Consider the following 16,055-nt stretch of genomic DNA (forward strand, 5'->3'; position numbering starts at 1 on the left):
GCCATCGGGGGCAAGCCCCCCTCCCACAGTCAGTGGTTAACGCACGAACAGGTTGATGATGTACGCACCGGATGCTGTCATTTCGAACTCTTTACCGGTGACGGTAAAGAGCCTTGAAGGCTCGATGATAGTGTCACCAACATTCGCCAGTTTCCTCAGGTCGTCCAGGCCGACGAGGGTGGCGTTGGCCTCGGATCGAAGCTGAGAATCAGTCGTGTAGCATTGAATTTCCATGATGTTGCCCTCTGTGGGATTTCCATTTCCAGCCGACTATTCGGCAGGCAGTCAGCCCCGAAACAACGCGTCCGTTGCGTTCGGGGTGACGAGATCTTATCCAGGGCAGGGGCTAGATAGATACTGTCAGAAATACGTACAAACAGTCTCTGAAATCGGGCTGAAATGCCCGTGGCATCAGGCTTCCATCACTTTCCGAATATCCGCCGCCAGTTCTCTTACACGCTCTTCCTCGGTATCCCACGCACACATGAAGCGCGCGCCGCCTTTGCCGATGAAGGTATAGAAACGCCAGCCCTTGGCCGTCAGCGCTGCGATAGCCGGCTCCGACAGTTGCAGGAACACGCCGTTGGCCTGCACCGGGAACATCAACTCCACACCGGGAATATCCGCCACCAGGCTGCTCAGCAATTGAGCGCAGTGGTTGGCGTGGCGTGCGTGTTTGAGCCAGGCGTCGTTTTCCAGCAGGCCCACCCACGGGGCCGAAAGAAAGCGCATTTTCGACGCCAACTGCCCGGCCTGTTTGCAGCGGTAGTCGAAGTCCTCGGCGAGCTTGTGGTTGAAGAACAGGATCGCTTCACCCACGGCCATGCCGTTCTTGGTTCCGCCAAAACACAGCACGTCCACACCGGCTTTCCAGGTCAGGTCGGCGGGCGAGCAGTCGAGGAACGCGCAGGCGTTGGAGAAGCGTGCGCCGTCCATGTGCAGGTTCAGGCCCAGCTCTTTGCAGGTGACGCTGATGGCGCGGATTTCTTCCGGGGTGTAAACGCTGCCGACTTCCGTGGCTTGGGTCAGGGTGACCACGCGTGGCTTGGGGTAGTGGATGTCCTGGCGCTTGAGGGCGATCTCGCGGATCGACTCCGGGGTCAGCTTGCCGTTTTCGGTGCGGGCGGTGAGCAGTTTGGAGCCGTTGGAGAAAAACTCCGGCGCGCCGCATTCGTCGGTTTCAACGTGGGCGGTTTCCGAGCAAATCACGCTATGGTAGCTCTGGCACAGCGAAGACAGCGCGAGCGAGTTGGCGGCGGTGCCGTTGAAGGCGAAGAACACTTCGCAGTCGGTTTCGAACAAGTTGCGGAAACCGTCTGCGGCGCGGTGGGTCCATTCATCATCGCCGTAGGCGCGCTGATGGCCCTGGTTGGCTTGTTCCATGGCGGCCCAGGCTTCCGGGCAGATGCCGGAATAGTTGTCACTGGCGAATTGTTGGCTCTTGTCGGTCATGGCCCATTCCTGTGGTCGATGTTGGTGCGCACTGTAACCAAGATTGTCGCGGGTGCGCACGCTCTGTAAATGCAAAGTCACTGGGGAATTATGCACGGTACTGGAACGATGCCTGTCGGACGTGTCCGCGATGGCGCCTTGGATCTGCTCAAGTGGCTGGCGCTGCTGAGTATGGTGCTGGACCACCTGCGCTATGTCGGTTTAAGCCTGGATGGCCTGTATGTGCCGGGGCGTCTGGCGTTTCCGTGGTTTTGCCTGGCGATTGCGGCGAATTTGCACCGGGCGAAAAACGCGCCGGTGAGCGGGAGTTACCTGGGCTGGTTGTTGCTGTTCAGCGTGATCAGCGAGGTGCCGTATCGGATGTTTATCGAGGATGCCGATACGTTGAATGTGTTGCCAACCCTGGCGCTGGGTTTGCTGGTTGCCCGAGGATGGCAGCAGAAGGCGCTTTTTGATCGAGGATTGGCGCTAATTGCCGTCACGATTGCGACCGTGTTTTCCGCGCAGTTGATGTTCGGTTTGTTTGGGGTCTTGCTGCCGCTGGCTATGCTATTGGTGTTCAGTCGCCCATGGTATTTCAGCGTATTGCCAGGTTTGGTCTGTGTCGCCGCCAATCAATGGCAAATCCTGCTCGATAGCGGCACGCCTGTGGCGCTGTTGGGGTTGGCTGCGTGCCTGATTGCGCCATTGGCAGGCTTGGTCTTATTGCGACATGGGCAAAACATCTCGCCACCCGCCATGCGTCGCTGGGCCTACACCCTCTATCCCCTGCATTTCCTGCTGCTGCTACTCATCCGCCAGATCATCGTATAAACCCTGGTGGGAGGGGGCTTGCCCCCGATAGCGGTGGGCCAGCTTGCAGATGCAGTGGCTGACACTCCGCAATCGGGGGGCAAGCCCCCTCCCACATTTTTTCCGCGTTGTTCCCGCTATGTCGTAAACGCACCTTTGCGTGGCGTGCGTAGGCATTTGACCTGCCTGCGCCAGCCCTACCATCGCATCAAAGGGCCCTGCACGGGCCTCAACAATACGAAAGGCTGGGAGAGACGCGATGTTCAGCAAACAAGACCAGATCCAGGGATATGACGACGCACTGCTGGCGGCCATGAATGCCGAGGAGCAGCGCCAGGAAGATCATATCGAGCTGATCGCGTCGGAGAACTACACCAGCAAACGCGTGATGGAAGCCCAAGGCAGCGGCCTCACCAACAAATACGCCGAAGGCTACCCGGGCAAGCGCTACTACGGCGGCTGCGAGCATGTGGATAAAGTCGAGGCCCTGGCCATCGAGCGCGCCAAGCAGCTGTTCGGCGCCGATTACGCCAACGTGCAGCCGCATTCCGGTTCGTCCGCCAACAGCGCGGTGTACCTGGCGCTGATCAATGCCGGCGACACCATCCTGGGCATGAGCCTGGCCCACGGCGGTCACTTGACCCACGGCGCCAAAGTGTCGTCCTCGGGCAAGCTGTACAACGCGGTGCAGTACGGCATCAACACCGACACCGGCCTGATCGACTACGACGAAGTCGAGCGCCTGGCCGTCGAACACAAGCCGAAAATGGTCGTGGCCGGTTTCTCCGCCTACTCCAAGACCCTGGATTTCCCACGCTTCCGTCAGATCGCGGACAAAGTGGGCGCGCTGCTGTTCGTCGACATGGCCCACGTCGCCGGCCTGGTTGCCGCCGGCCTGTACCCGAACCCGCTGCCCTACGCCGATGTGGTCACCACCACCACCCACAAGACCCTGCGCGGTCCTCGCGGCGGCCTGATCCTGGCCAAGTCCAACGAAGAAATTGAAAAGAAACTCAACGCCGCCGTATTCCCCGGCGCCCAGGGCGGCCCGCTGATGCACGTCATCGCCGGCAAGGCCGTGTGCTTCAAGGAAGCGCTGGAGCCAGGCTTCAAGGCTTACCAACAACAAGTGATCGACAACGCCCAGGCCATGGCCAGCGTGTTTATCAAACGCGGCTACGATGTAGTGTCCGGCGGCACTGATAACCACCTGTTCCTGGTCAGCCTGATCCGTCAGGGCCTCACCGGCAAAGAGGCGGACGCCGCCCTCGGTCGCGCCCACATCACCGTCAACAAGAACGCCGTGCCGAATGACCCGCAGTCGCCGTTCGTGACCTCGGGCCTGCGCATCGGCACCCCGGCGGTGACCACGCGTGGTTTCAAAGTGCCGCAGTGCATCGAACTGGCCGGCTGGATCTGCGACATCCTCGACAACCTCGGCGACGCCGATGTCGAGGCCAACGTGGCCAAGCACGTGTCTGCCCTGTGCGCTGATTTCCCGGTTTATCGCTGAGCGCGGTTTTGGAGTAATGACTATGCAACGCTACTCGGGCTTCGGCCTCTTCAAGCACTCCCTCAGCCACCACGAAAACTGGCAGAAGATGTGGCGCACGCCGACCCCCAAGAAGGTCTACGACGTGGTCATCGTCGGCGGCGGCGGGCATGGTCTGGCGACCGCCTATTACCTGGCCAAAGAGCACGGCATCACCAACGTGGCCGTGGTCGAGAAAGGCTGGCTGGGCGGCGGTAACACCGCGCGCAACACCACCATCGTGCGTTCCAACTACCTGTGGGACGAGTCGGCGCACCTGTACGAGCACGCGATGAAACTGTGGGAGGGTCTGTCCCAGGACCTCAACTACAACGTGATGTTCTCCCAGCGTGGCGTGTACAACCTGTGCCACACCTTGCAGGACATCCGTGATTCCGAGCGCCGCGTGAGTGCCAACCGCCTCAACGGCGTGGACGGTGAACTGCTCAACGCCAAGCAAGTGGCCGACGAGATCCCGTACCTCGACTGCTCGAAAAACACCCGCTACCCGGTGCTCGGCGCCACCGTGCAACGGCGTGGCGGCGTAGCGCGTCACGATGCCGTGGCCTGGGGCTTCGCGCGTGCCGCCGACGCATTGGGCGTGGATTTGATCCAGCAGACCGAAGTGATCGGCTTCCGCAAGGAAAACGGCGTGTGCATCGGCGTGGAAACCAACAAGGGCTTCATCGGCGCCAAGCGCGTCGGTGTGGTCACCGCCGGCAACTCCGGGCACATGGCTTCGCTCGCCGGGTTCCGCCTGCCGATCGAATCCCACCCGCTGCAAGCGCTGGTGTCGGAGCCGATCAAGCCGATTATCGACAGCGTGATCATGTCCAACGCCGTGCACGGCTACATCAGCCAGTCCGACAAGGGCGACCTGGTGATCGGCGCCGGTATCGACGGCTACAACGGCTATGGCCAGCGCGGTTCGTACCCGGTGATCGAACACACCATCCAGGCCATCGTCGAGATGTTCCCGGTGCTGTCCCGCGTGCGCATGAACCGCCAGTGGGGCGGCATCGTCGACACCACGCCCGATGCCTGCCCGATCATCTCCAAGACTCCCGTGCCGAACATGTTCTTCAACTGCGGTTGGGGCACCGGTGGCTTCAAGGCCACGCCGGGCTCAGGCAACGTGTTTGCCGCCAGCCTGGCCAAGGGTGAAATGCACCCGTTGGCGGCACCTTTTTCCATCGACCGTTTCCACAACGGTGCGTTGATCGACGAACACGGCGCTGCGGCCGTCGCCCACTAACAGGAGAAATTCCCTATGTTGCATATCTTCTGTCCTCACTGTGGCGAACTGCGCTCCGAAGAGGAATTCCACGCGTCCGGCCAAGCGCACATCCCGCGTCCGCTGGACCCGAATGCCTGCACCGATGAAGAGTGGGGCGACTACATGTTCTTCCGCGACAACCCCCGTGGCCTGCACCACGAGCTGTGGATTCATGCCGCCGGTTGCCGCCAGTACTTCAACGCGACCCGCGACACCCTGACCTACGAAATTCTTGAAACCTACAAGATCGGTGAGAAGCCACAATTCACCGCCAAGGCCTCTGGAGAGAAGGTATGAGCCAGACCAATCGCCTGTCCAACGGTGGCCGGATCGACCGTAATAAAGTCCTTACGTTTACGTTCAACGGCCAGAGCTACAAAGGCTTTGAAGGCGACACATTGGCCGCAGCCCTGTTGGCCAACGGCGTCGATATCATTGGCCGCAGCTTCAAGTACTCGCGCCCGCGTGGCATCTTTGCCGCCGGCGCCGAAGAGCCGAACGCGGTGCTGCAGATCGGCGCCACCGAAGCCACCCAGATTCCCAACGTGCGCGCCACCCAACAGGCGCTGTACCAGGGCCTGGTCGCCACCAGCACCAACGGCTGGCCGAACGTCAACAATGACGTGATGGGCATCCTCGGCAAGGTCGGCGGCAAGCTGATGCCGCCGGGTTTCTACTACAAAACCTTCATGTACCCGCAATCGTTCTGGATGACGTACGAGAAGTACATTCGTAAGGCCGCCGGTCTTGGCCGCTCGCCGACCGAGAATGATCCGGACACCTACGACAACTTCAACCGTCACTGTGACGTGCTGGTCGTCGGCGCCGGCCCTGCTGGCCTGGCTGCCGCACTGGCCGCCGCCCGCAGCGGTGCCCGCGTGATCCTCGCCGATGAGCAGGAAGAGTTCGGCGGTTCGCTGCTGGATTCGCGTGAAAGCCTCGACGGCAAGCCAGCGGCTGAATGGGTTGCCAGCGTCATCGCTGAATTGAAAGCGCTGCCGGACGTGGTGCTGCTGCCTCGTGCCACTGTCAACGGCTACCACGACCATAACTTCCTGACCATTCACGAACGCCTCACCGACCACCTCGGTGACCGTGCGCCGATTGGCGTGGTGCGCCAGCGTATCCACCGGGTGCGCGCCAAGCGTGTGGTGCTGGCGACCGGTGCGTGCGAGCGTCCGCTGGTGTACGGCAACAACGACGTGCCGGGCAACATGCTGGCCGGTGCGGTCTCCACTTACGTGCGTCGCTACGGCGTGGCACCCGGCAAGAAACTGGTGCTGTCGACCAACAACGACCACGCCTACCGCGTTGCGCTGGACTGGCTCGATGCGGGCCTTGCAGTGGTGGCGGTGGCCGATGTGCGCCACAACCCACGTGGTGCGCTGGTGGAAGAGGCCCGCGCCAAAGGCATTCGTATCCTCACCGGCAGCGCCGTGATCGAAGCCCGTGGCAGCAAGCACGTGACCGCCGCCCGCGTGGCCGCGATCGATGTGAAAGCGCATAAAGTCACCAGCCCAGGTGAATGGCTGGAGTGTGACCTGGTAGCCAGCTCCGGTGGCTACAGCCCGGTGGTCCACCTGGCTTCGCACCTGGGCGGCAAGCCGACCTGGCGTGAAGATATCCTCGGTTTTGTACCGGGCGAAGCCCCGCAGAAACGCGTGTGCGTCGGTGGCATCAACGGCGTCTACGGCCTTGGCGATTCCCTGGCAGACGGTTTTGAAGGCGGCGTGCGCGCTGCCAGCGAAGCCGGTTTCGCGCCAGTGGAAGGTACCTTGCCAAAAGCCTTGAGCCGCCTGGAAGAGCCGACTTTGGCTATTTACCAAGTGCCACACGACAAGCCGACTGCACGAGCGCCGAAGCAATTCGTCGACCTGCAAAACGACGTGACCGCCGCCGCCATCGAACTGGCGACCCGTGAAGGTTTCGAGTCGGTCGAGCACGTCAAGCGCTACACCGCGCTGGGCTTCGGCACCGATCAGGGCAAACTGGGCAACGTCAACGGCCTGGCCATTGCCGCCCGCTCGCTGAACGTGACCATCCCGCAGATGGGCACCACCATGTTCCGTCCCAACTACACGCCGGTCACCTTCGGCGCGGTAGCGGGCCGTCACTGTGGGCACATCTTCGAGCCGGTGCGCTACACCGCGCTGCACGCCTGGCACGTGAAGAACGGCGCCGAGTTTGAAGATGTCGGCCAGTGGAAACGCCCATGGTACTTCCCGCGCAACGGTGAAGACCTGCACGCTGCAGTCAAGCGCGAATGCCTGGCCGTGCGCGACAGCGTCGGCCTGCTGGACGCGTCCACCCTCGGCAAGATCGACATCCAGGGCCCGGACGCGCGTGAGTTCCTCAACCGCATCTACACCAACGCCTGGACCAAGCTCGACGTGGGCAAGGCGCGCTACGGCCTGATGTGCAAGGAAGACGGCATGGTATTCGATGACGGCGTGACTGCCTGCCTCGCCGACAACCACTTCCTGATGACCACCACCACCGGCGGCGCGGCACGCGTGCTGCAATGGCTGGAAATCTACCAACAGACCGAATGGCCAGACCTCAAGGTGTACTTCACCTCGGTCACCGACCACTGGGCGACCATGACGCTGTCTGGCCCCAACAGCCGCAAGCTGCTGGCCGAAGTCACCGACATCGACCTGGACAAGGACGGTTTTCCGTTCATGACCTGGAAGGAAGGCCTGGTGGGCGGCGTACCGGCGCGGGTGTTCCGCATTTCGTTTACCGGTGAGCTGTCGTACGAAATCAACGTGCAGGCCGACTACGCCATGGGCGTGCTGGAAAAAATTGTCGACGCCGGCAAGAAGTACAACCTGACGCCGTACGGCACCGAGACCATGCACGTGCTGCGGGCCGAGAAGGGCTTCATCATTGTCGGCCAGGACACCGACGGCTCGATGACCCCGGACGACCTGAACATGGGCTGGTGTGTGGGCCGCACTAAACCGTTCTCGTGGATCGGCTGGCGCGGCATGAACCGTGAAGACTGCGTGCGTGAAGAGCGTAAGCAACTGGTGGGCTTGAAGCCGGTCGATCCGAAGGTGTGGCTGCCGGAAGGCGCGCAACTGGTGTTTGATCCGAAGCAGTCGATCCCGATGAAGATGGTCGGTCACGTCACCTCAAGCTATGCCCACAACTCCCTCGGCTATTCGTTCGCGATGGCGGTGGTGAAGGGTGGCTTGAAGCGTATCGGCGAGCGGGTGTTCTCACCGCAGGCCGATGGCAGCGTGATCGAGGCGGAGATTGTTTCTTCGGTGTTCTTCGACCCGAAAGGCGATCGCCAGAACATCTGATGGATCGAGTCGCCTGTATCGGGGGCAAGCCCCCTCCCACATGTTGAAATGCATTCCCCTGTGGGAGGGGGCTTGCCCCCGATGAGGCCAGAACAGACACCACAGCATTTAGAACAGGTGCTTTATGACAGCAGCCAATGTTTACCAACAACGCCCCACCTCCGGCGCCAAGGCCGAGTCGTCGCTGCACCATGCCGACCTCGCCAGCCTGGTCGGCAAGGGCCGCAAGAACGCCGGTGTGACCGTGCGTGAAAAGAAACTCCTGGGCCACCTGACTATTCGTGGCGACGGCCATGACGCAGCCTTCGCCGCCGGCGTGCACAAAGCTGTCGGCATCGAGTTGCCGGGAGCCCTGCAAGTGATCGTCAAGGGCGAAACCAGCCTGCAATGGCTCGGCCCGGATGAGTGGTTGCTGATCGTGCCGAGCGGTGAAGAATTCGCCGCCGAGCAAAACCTGCGCGCCGCCCTGGGCGACCTGCATATCCAGGTCGTCAATGTCAGCGGCGGCCAGCAGATCCTCGAACTCAGCGGCCCGAACGTGCGCGATGTGCTGATGAAGTCCACCAGCTACGACGTGCACCCCAACAACTTCCCGGTGGGCAAGGCGGTGGGCACGGTGTTCGCCAAGTCGCAACTGGTGATCCGCCACACGGCTGAAGACACCTGGGAGCTGCTGATCCGTCGCAGCTTCTCGGACTACTGGTGGTTGTGGTTGCAGGATGCCTCGGCCGAGTTCGGCCTGAGCGTCCAAGCCTGATTGAATGAGCACAAGAGGGCTGTTGTGGCGAGGGGGCTTGTCCCCCGTTGGAGCGCGCAGCGGTCCCAATACAGTCAGCGCATTTATCATGAAATAACCGAGCAGCAGGTTTAAGGGCTGCTTCGCAGCCCAACGGGGGACAAGCCCCCTCGCCACAAGGGCCTGAGGATTGCACTATGAGCCGCGCACCCGATACATGGATTTTGACCGCCGACTGCCCCAGCGTGCTCGGCACGGTGGACGCGGTCACCCGCTACCTGTTCGAACAGGGTTGCTACGTCACTGAGCATCACTCGTTCGATGATCGGCTTTCGGGCCGGTTCTTTATCCGCGTGGAATTCCGCCAGCCCGACGGTTTTGACGAGCAGGCGTTCCGCGATGGCCTGGCCACGCGGGGTGAAGCCTTCGGCATGATCTTCGAGCTGACGGCGCCGAACTACCGGCCAAAAGTGGTGATCATGGTCTCCAAGGCCGATCACTGCCTCAACGACCTGCTGTACCGCCAGCGCATCGGCCAGCTGCCGATGGACGTGGTCGCGGTGGTGTCCAATCACCCCGATCTGAAACCGTTGGCCGACTGGCACCAGATTCCCTACTACCATTTCCCCCTCGACCCCAACGACAAACCGTCCCAGGAGCGTCAGGTGTGGCAAGTGGTGGAAGACACCGGCGCCGAATTGGTGATTCTTGCGCGCTACATGCAAGTGCTGTCGCCGGAGCTGTGCCGCAAGCTGGATGGCAAGGCCATCAACATCCACCACTCGTTGCTGCCGGGGTTCAAGGGCGCCAAGCCGTATCACCAGGCGTACAACAAGGGCGTGAAACTGGTGGGCGCCACGGCGCATTACATCAACAACGACCTGGATGAAGGCCCGATCATCGCCCAGGGCGTGGAGGTGGTGGATCACAGCCATTATCCCGAGGACTTGATTGCCAAGGGGCGGGATATCGAAGGGCTGACGTTGGCCCGGGCGGTGGGGTATCACATTGAGCGGCGGGTGTTTTTGAACGCCAATCGGACGGTGGTGCTCTGACTGGCGCCAATCGGGGGCAAGCCCCCTCCCACATTTGGAATGCGGTCGAATGTGGGAGGGCGCTTGCCCCCGATGAGGCCCTCACAAACAACGCAAGAACAGCATCTGTACCCGAGCACTTAAACGCGCTGCCCACCCAACGGGCAACGCAGTTCCATAAAAACAACAGCGAGGTGAAAGCATGTCTGGTAATCGTGGTGTCGTGTATCTCGGCAACGGCAAGGTCGAAGTACAGAAAATCGACTATCCCAAAATGCAGGACCCCCGTGGCAGGAAGATCGAGCACGGCGTCATCCTGCGCGTGGTCTCCACCAACATCTGCGGCTCCGACCAACACATGGTGCGTGGCCGCACCACTGCCCAGACCGGCCTGGTGCTCGGTCATGAAATTACCGGTGAAGTGATCGAGAAGGGCAGCGACGTCGAGAACCTGAAAATCGGCGACCTGGTGTCCGTACCGTTCAACGTAGCCTGCGGCCGCTGCCGCTCGTGCAAAGAGCAACACACCGGCGTGTGCCTGACCGTCAACCCGGCCCGTGCCGGTGGCGCCTACGGCTATGTCGACATGGGTGACTGGACCGGCGGCCAGGCCGAATACGTACTGGTGCCGTACGCCGACTTCAACCTGCTCAAACTGCCGGATCGCGACAAGGCCATGGAGAAAATCCGCGACCTGACCTGCCTCTCCGACATTCTCCCGACCGGCTACCACGGCGCCGTCACTGCCGGCGTTGGCCCAGGCAGCACGGTCTACATCGCCGGTGCCGGTCCTGTGGGCCTGGCGGCTGCCGCTTCCGCCCGCCTGCTGGGCGCTGCCGTGGTGATCATCGGCGACGTCAACCCGGTCCGCCTGGCCCACGCCAAGGCCCAGGGTTTCGAAATTGCCGACCTGTCCAAGGACACCCCGCTGCACGAACAGATCGCCGCACTGCTGGGCGAGCCGGAAGTGGACTGCGCCGTCGATGCCGTGGGCTTCGAAGCCCGGGGCCACGGCCATGAAGGGGTCAAGGCAGAAGCCCCGGCCACCGTACTCAACTCGCTGATGGGCGTGGTGCGCGTGGCGGGCAAGATCGGTATCCCAGGCCTCTACGTCACCGAAGATCCGGGTGCCGTGGATGCCGCCGCAAAAATGGGCAGCCTGAGCATTCGCTTTGGTTTGGGCTGGGCTAAATCCCACAGCTTCCACACTGGGCAAACGCCGGTGATGAAGTACAACCGCCAGCTGATGCAGGCGATCATGTGGGACCGTATCAACATTGCCGAAATCGTGGGTGTGCAGGTGATCAGCCTGGATGATGCGCCACGCGGGTATGGCGAGTTCGATGCGGGTGTGCCGAAGAAGTTTGTGATTGATCCGCACAAACTGTTCAGCGCGGCTTAAATCCCTGGGATACCGCGTTCCAAATGTGGGAGGGGCAAGCCCTCCCACAGATCTAACAGTCTGCGCGCCGGGTTCCTGGCGCCATCTCACCTCAAAGTGATGCTAATTGACCCTGATACAGCACCGGCCCGGTCGGTTGGCCGGTCGGCGAGCCCCCTTGTGGCTCCAGGCTGACGGCGAGGGTCAGCGGTGTTTTCAGCAGCGCCTGCTGCGCTTTGTTCAACGCGATTCGACCTTTGCCCGCCACTGGCACCAGGCCCAGGGATATTGGCTTGCCCCCGGCAGGAATGGCCCACAGTTCCAGGGCGCGTGTCGGCTCAAAAGCGGCCAATGCCAGCGGCTCGACTTGCAGGTGGTCGGCAAACCCCTTGATCTGCAGCGCCGGTTGCTGGTTGGCGGCGACCAGCGTGGCGTTGTATTCCATTCCCAGGTCGCGCTGGTAGAGCACGCCCACCAGCACGGCAATGACGATGCCAAACGCCGCCGCCTGCAGGCGCAGGTTCATCCAGAACGGTTTTTTCGCCGGCACATGCAGCACCTGCGGCTCTATGCGTGCCTTGATGCCTTCCCAGACATGCGCCGGCACCGCTCGCTCGGGCAAGGCACCGGTCAGGCTGGCGAGCGCGTCCTGCCAATGGCCGAGTTCCACGCGCAGTGCGGCATCCTCCAGAAGCAGCGCATCAAAACGCCGGCGCGCGGTGGCGGGCATCAGGCCTATGGCATAGTCGGCGGCGAGGGCGCGACGCAGGGCGGTGGTCTGGTAGTTCATGATTCAAGGCACCTGCGCAGGCGTTCCATGCCGCGACGAATCCAGGATTTGACCGAGCCCAGGGGCGCGGCCAAGTGTTCGGCCAATTCCGAGCACGACAGGCCCTGGAAGTAAGCCACGCTGATCGACTGGCGTTGCATGCCGTCGAGGGTGTCCAGGCAACGGTTCAAGGCGCGGGCTTGGCGTTCGTTGTCGAGTTGGTCGTGAGCGCTGGGGGCGTCATCGAGCAAGGCGTCTTGCTGACCCTCGGCCAGCGGCTGTTCACGGTGCTTGCGCAATTGGTCGATGGCCAGGTTGCGGGTGATGTTGACCATCCAGGTCATCGGCGCAGATAGGTGCGCTTCGTAGCGGGAGGCGTTGTACCAGATGCGCACGAAGGCTTCCTGCAACACCTCTTCGGCCAGGTCAGGGCGGCCCATGAAACGCAGGGCCACGCCGTGCAGGCGCGGCGACACGCTGCGGTAGAGGGTTTCGAATGCCTGGCGGTTACCTAGGGCACATTGCGCCAGCAAAGGGCGCAATGGGTCAGCATCATCGGCGCTAATTGGGCTTCTCCAGACCCTCGTTCGAGGGTGACGGGACTGCACGCGGTAAGCGGAGGGTAGTTCAGCCTGGGCATTCATTCCATCCAACTCCGAGTGGCGTATGCAGGCTATACGCGGGCCGAGGCGATTCGGATGCAGAAAAATCTGAACTAACCTTGGTGTGGGAACAATCGTTCCGGACTGTCAGTCAAACGCCTGCTTTTAGCTCCTACACCCAGAGGTTGTTTCGATGAAGATTTCACGCGGTTTCGCCCTTTCCTGCCTGATGACCCTGGCAGCCGGCCCGGTGCTCGCCGCAGGGTTCAGCCTTGGCGACGCGGCCAATGCCATTTCCGGCATGCAGGGTGGTAACAACAAGGCAGCCGCTGCTGCACCGTCGTCCGAGACGGCCGGCCTGTTGAGCGCCCTGACCTCGCAACTGAACATCACCCCCGAGCAAGCGGTCGGCGGTACGGGCGCCATGCTGGGCCTGGCCAAGAACAAATTGAGCGGCAACGACTATTCGCAACTGGGCAATAGTGTGCCGGGCCTCGACCAACTGTCGGGCAATAATGCGTTGGGCAGCCTCGGGGCCTTGAGCGGGATGCTCGGCCAGGCTGGCGGTAGCAAGACCAGCGGCCTCGACGGCCTGCTGGGCAACGTGAAGAACACCAACGACCTGAACACTGCGTTCAGCGCCCTGGGCATGGACAGTGGGATGGTAGGCCAGTTTGCGCCGGTGATCCTGCAATACTTGGGTGGCCAGGGTGCGAACCAGTCATTGCTGGGTAAATTGGCCTCGGCCTGGGGCACTGGCAACTGACGGATGTTCAGCATGCCTTTTTGCCTCTCCGTGGCGGGCTCATCCAGTGCGGGGGGGCTTACGAGGATGCGCGGTCACTGTGCTCGTGTATTCCTCTATTGGTATCGTCTTCGTCTGTGTTGGAAGGACGACTGACTGCGTAATATCCTGTGATATAGCGCTGGGAACTGTGGGAGGTTGAGTGGCCACCTAATAAGAACTCTCTCATCAATCGCTAAGAGCGGTATTTGAGAGACTCTTCAACTGACCGAAATGGTGCTCCAATGACTCAGATTAATTCACAGTCCCCAATGTCTTCCGGTATTTCTTTCGAGCAGGCAGCGGTTCGTGTGGCCCGGCAAGGCCTCACCCTGCCGTCCGGGTTGATCCAGGATATACGCAATGCCTGGGAGGTGGCAGGGAGCAGCAAGAAGCCGGACTTGCAACTCAAGCAACTGCTTTCGGATCTTCGACGTTTTGTGGAACACACTCAATCTGAGCAAAAATCGAATTTTCCGCTGAGTGCCAATGCATTGTTCGCGGGCATAAAAGCGCCGACGAACGAGGAGTCGGAGAAATTCGTTGCCGCTTACAAGAAAGCGGTGCCTGATAGCACTACCAACTCCTTGGGCGGAGACGAGATGCTTTCCAGCATGAGGGATTTCCTCAAAGCCGAAGCTTCCGAAAAAGGCCTTGAGCCGGCCGATCTTGAACGCCTGGCTGCGGTAGCGAAAGCGTTCCTGAAGCTCGATGGCGCGGTAAACACCTCTGATGCTGACTTGATTGCCAGTCTCAAAGCTGCGCTCGAAGGCGCCAAAGCATTTTGATCGGGATGGTGGGGCACCTGAACGACGCCATGCCGTATTACTTGAGCAATAGCTGAATGCGCTGATCCTTCTCCTGCCAGAGCTGGTTCACCCAGCTCTGGACAGTCTGGCGAAATGCCGGATCGTTCTCGTAGTCCCCTTGCCATAGCGCCGGGTCCAGTTCGCGGGTGCGGATATCAATGATCACCTTCGGTACCGAACCGCTGATCAAAGCCCAGAACCCCGGAATCTTTTGCTGCGGATACACCACCGTCACGTCCAGCACCGCATCCAGTTGCTCGCCCATCGCCGCCAGCACAAACGCCACGCCGCCCGCCTTGGGCTTGAGCAAGCGGGTGAAAGGTGAGCCCTGCTGTTTGCGCTTGGCCTCGCTGAACCGCGTGCCTTCCAGATAATTGACCACTGTCACCGGCTGGCGCTTGAACAGCTCGCAGGCCTCTTTGGTGATCTTCAAATCCTGCCCCGCCAGGTCGGGATGCTTGGCCAGGAACGCCTTGGTGTAGCGCTTCATGAACGGGTAATCCAGCGCCCACCAGGCCAGGCCCAGGAAGGGCACCCAGATCAGCTCTTTTTTCAGGAAGAATTTGAAGAACGGCGTACGGCGGTTGAGGGCCTGGATCAAGGCCGGGATATCCACCCAGGACTGGTGGTTGCTGATCACCAGGTAACTGGTGTCACCCCGCAGATCGCCGCCGCCGCGAATGTCCCACTGGGTCGGGATGCACAGCGAGAAAATCAGCTTGTCGATCTCGGCCCAGGTCTCGGCGATCCACATTACCGCCCATGACATGTAGTCACGCAAGCGCCCCGGGGCTACCAGCTTGAGCAGGGCAAACACCATCAACGGGCCGAACAGCACGAGGGTGTTGAGCAAGAGCAGCAGGGTGACGAAACAGCCGGTGAGCAGGCGGCGCATAAGTAACTCTTGGAATCTTGTGGGCGGGCCATCATAAGCAAGGTGAGTCTAGAGGCCAAATCGCAAATCACCGTACGAATGTTTCACAATGTGCCGGGTATGGTGGGATGAGCTAACTAACCGGCGCTTTTGCGGTCTAGAATCCGCCTACTTCTTTCCGAGGAAATCACTTCGTGAAACTGCTCCTTGCCTCTTTGGCCCTGGCTGCCCTGCCGGTCATGGCCGCCGAACCGACCCTCTACGGTCGCTACGAATACATCCAGCTGCCGGAGATCGGCGAAACCTTCAAGGCCAAGATGGACACCGGCGCGCTCACCGCCTCGCTGTCGGCCCGTGACATCCAAACCTTCACCCGTGACGGTGACGATTGGGTGCGTTTCCGCCTCGGCGGCAAGGACGCGTCCAATAAGGTCTACGAACACAAAGTCTCGCGCATCAGCAAGATCAAGAGCCGCGCCGACGAAGACGAGGACAAGGACGAAGCCACCGTGGCCAAGCGCCCGGTGATCGACCTGGAAATGTGCCTGGGCGACGTCAAGCGCACCGTCGAGGTCAACCTCACCGACCGCAGCAGCTTCAACTACCCGCTGCTGATCGGCGCCAAGGCTCTGCGCGAGTTCGGCGCTGCGGTCAACCCGGCGCGTCGTTACACTGCTGACAAACCGGACTGCTGACGGACCACC

Annotated in this window: 16 protein-coding genes; 11 read left to right on the forward strand and 5 right to left on the reverse strand. The window is 61.4% G+C overall.

Annotation, left to right across the window (positions count from 1 at the left end; translation table 11 throughout):
- Positions 1 to 36: 36 nt before the first annotated feature.
- Together NL123_RS02520 and NL123_RS02525 are read right to left on the reverse strand one after the other, a co-directional pair.
- Positions 37 to 234 (reverse strand): hypothetical protein, encoded by a 198-nt coding sequence (locus tag NL123_RS02520; protein ID WP_248484999.1) that lies wholly within the window; start codon positions 232 to 234, stop codon positions 37 to 39.
- A gap of 177 nt (positions 235 to 411) precedes the next feature.
- Entirely contained in the window at positions 412 to 1,452 is a 1,041-nt protein-coding gene (locus NL123_RS02525; protein ID WP_494357155.1) for a threonine aldolase family protein, read from the reverse strand.
- 90 nt (positions 1,453 to 1,542) lie between these two features.
- Between NL123_RS02525 and NL123_RS02530 the strand changes: the two genes are divergently transcribed.
- From NL123_RS02530 to fdhA, 8 genes are all read left to right on the forward strand, one after another.
- On the forward strand, positions 1,543 to 2,265 hold the full coding sequence (locus NL123_RS02530) for a TraX family protein (protein WP_494357156.1): 723 nt from the start codon (positions 1,543 to 1,545) through the stop codon (positions 2,263 to 2,265).
- Between the two features lie 238 nt (positions 2,266 to 2,503).
- Positions 2,504 to 3,757 carry a serine hydroxymethyltransferase gene (gene glyA, locus NL123_RS02535; protein ID WP_248484996.1) on the forward strand — a complete coding sequence of 418 codons (1,254 nt, stop codon included), beginning with the start codon at positions 2,504 to 2,506 and terminating at the stop codon, positions 3,755 to 3,757.
- A 22-nt stretch (positions 3,758 to 3,779) separates the two neighbouring features.
- A complete protein-coding gene (locus NL123_RS02540; protein WP_010207084.1) occupies positions 3,780 to 5,030 on the forward strand; it encodes a sarcosine oxidase subunit beta in 1,251 nt (416 codons plus the stop codon).
- A gap of 15 nt (positions 5,031 to 5,045) precedes the next feature.
- A complete protein-coding gene (locus NL123_RS02545) occupies positions 5,046 to 5,348 on the forward strand; it encodes a sarcosine oxidase subunit delta (protein WP_010207083.1) in 303 nt (100 codons plus the stop codon).
- The gene (locus tag NL123_RS02550; RefSeq protein WP_494357157.1) at positions 5,345 to 8,362 is read left to right on the forward strand and encodes a sarcosine oxidase subunit alpha; all 3,018 of its coding nucleotides are present in this window, start codon (positions 5,345 to 5,347) and stop codon (positions 8,360 to 8,362) included. The genes NL123_RS02545 and NL123_RS02550 overlap by 4 nt, the downstream gene beginning before the upstream one ends.
- A 124-nt stretch (positions 8,363 to 8,486) precedes the next feature.
- Positions 8,487 to 9,119, forward strand: coding sequence for a sarcosine oxidase subunit gamma (locus NL123_RS02555; RefSeq protein ID WP_248484994.1), 633 nt, complete (start codon positions 8,487 to 8,489; stop codon positions 9,117 to 9,119).
- Positions 9,120 to 9,295: 176 nt separating this feature from the next.
- Positions 9,296 to 10,153 (forward strand): formyltetrahydrofolate deformylase, encoded by an 858-nt coding sequence (purU, locus tag NL123_RS02560; RefSeq protein ID WP_494357158.1) that lies wholly within the window; start codon positions 9,296 to 9,298, stop codon positions 10,151 to 10,153.
- Between the two features lie 181 nt (positions 10,154 to 10,334).
- Positions 10,335 to 11,534, forward strand: coding sequence for a formaldehyde dehydrogenase, glutathione-independent (gene fdhA, locus NL123_RS02565; protein ID WP_016972852.1), 1,200 nt, complete (start codon positions 10,335 to 10,337; stop codon positions 11,532 to 11,534).
- Between the two features lie 91 nt (positions 11,535 to 11,625).
- On the opposite strand, the gene NL123_RS02570 is transcribed toward fdhA, so the two are convergent.
- A complete protein-coding gene (locus NL123_RS02570) occupies positions 11,626 to 12,303 on the reverse strand; it encodes an anti-sigma factor (protein WP_494357159.1) in 678 nt (225 codons plus the stop codon).
- The gene (locus NL123_RS02575) at positions 12,300 to 12,926 is read right to left on the reverse strand and encodes an RNA polymerase sigma factor (protein WP_248484992.1); all 627 of its coding nucleotides are present in this window, start codon (positions 12,924 to 12,926) and stop codon (positions 12,300 to 12,302) included. Before NL123_RS02575 ends, NL123_RS02570 begins: the two co-directional genes overlap by 4 nt.
- Positions 12,927 to 13,077: 151 nt before the next feature.
- On the opposite strand from NL123_RS02575, the gene NL123_RS02580 reads away from it, so the two are divergent.
- A complete protein-coding gene (locus NL123_RS02580) occupies positions 13,078 to 13,650 on the forward strand; it encodes a DUF2780 domain-containing protein (protein WP_071494371.1) in 573 nt (190 codons plus the stop codon).
- 263 nt (positions 13,651 to 13,913) lie between these two features.
- Positions 13,914 to 14,456: a hypothetical protein gene (locus NL123_RS02585; RefSeq protein WP_494357160.1), complete on the forward strand. Its 543-nt coding sequence runs from the start codon at positions 13,914 to 13,916 to the stop codon at positions 14,454 to 14,456.
- 37 nt (positions 14,457 to 14,493) lie between these two features.
- Here NL123_RS02585 and yihG read toward each other — a convergent pair whose 3' ends face one another.
- Entirely contained in the window at positions 14,494 to 15,372 is an 879-nt protein-coding gene (yihG, locus tag NL123_RS02590) for a 1-acylglycerol-3-phosphate O-acyltransferase, YihG family (RefSeq protein ID WP_494357161.1), read from the reverse strand.
- A 173-nt stretch (positions 15,373 to 15,545) separates the two neighbouring features.
- Here yihG and rloA2 point away from each other — a divergent pair, with 173 nt between their 5' ends.
- Entirely contained in the window at positions 15,546 to 16,046 is a 501-nt protein-coding gene (gene rloA2 / locus NL123_RS02595; protein WP_248484989.1) for a retropepsin-like aspartic peptidase RloA2, read from the forward strand.
- The last annotated feature ends 9 nt before the right edge of the window (positions 16,047 to 16,055 follow it).

The sequence above is a fragment of the Pseudomonas sp. FBCC-B1565 genome, assembly GCF_059133265.1.

Coding starts and splice junctions, on each gene's coding strand:
- NL123_RS02520 (WP_248484999.1), bottom strand. CDS start 234: ATGGAAATTCAATGCTACACGACTGATTCTCAGCTTCGATCCGAGGCC.
- NL123_RS02530 (WP_494357156.1), top strand. CDS start 1,543: ATGCACGGTACTGGAACGATGCCTGTCGGACGTGTCCGCGATGGCGCC.
- glyA (WP_248484996.1), top strand. CDS start 2,504: ATGTTCAGCAAACAAGACCAGATCCAGGGATATGACGACGCACTGCTG.
- yihG (WP_494357161.1), bottom strand. CDS start 15,372: ATGCGCCGCCTGCTCACCGGCTGTTTCGTCACCCTGCTGCTCTTGCTC.
- NL123_RS02555 (WP_248484994.1), top strand. CDS start 8,487: ATGACAGCAGCCAATGTTTACCAACAACGCCCCACCTCCGGCGCCAAG.
- NL123_RS02550 (WP_494357157.1), top strand. CDS start 5,345: ATGAGCCAGACCAATCGCCTGTCCAACGGTGGCCGGATCGACCGTAAT.
- NL123_RS02585 (WP_494357160.1), top strand. CDS start 13,914: ATGACTCAGATTAATTCACAGTCCCCAATGTCTTCCGGTATTTCTTTC.
- NL123_RS02545 (WP_010207083.1), top strand. CDS start 5,046: ATGTTGCATATCTTCTGTCCTCACTGTGGCGAACTGCGCTCCGAAGAG.
- NL123_RS02570 (WP_494357159.1), bottom strand. CDS start 12,303: ATGAACTACCAGACCACCGCCCTGCGTCGCGCCCTCGCCGCCGACTAT.
- NL123_RS02575 (WP_248484992.1), bottom strand. CDS start 12,926: ATGAATGCCCAGGCTGAACTACCCTCCGCTTACCGCGTGCAGTCCCGT.
- NL123_RS02580 (WP_071494371.1), top strand. CDS start 13,078: ATGAAGATTTCACGCGGTTTCGCCCTTTCCTGCCTGATGACCCTGGCA.
- NL123_RS02540 (WP_010207084.1), top strand. CDS start 3,780: ATGCAACGCTACTCGGGCTTCGGCCTCTTCAAGCACTCCCTCAGCCAC.
- purU (WP_494357158.1), top strand. CDS start 9,296: ATGAGCCGCGCACCCGATACATGGATTTTGACCGCCGACTGCCCCAGC.
- NL123_RS02525 (WP_494357155.1), bottom strand. CDS start 1,452: ATGACCGACAAGAGCCAACAATTCGCCAGTGACAACTATTCCGGCATC.
- fdhA (WP_016972852.1), top strand. CDS start 10,335: ATGTCTGGTAATCGTGGTGTCGTGTATCTCGGCAACGGCAAGGTCGAA.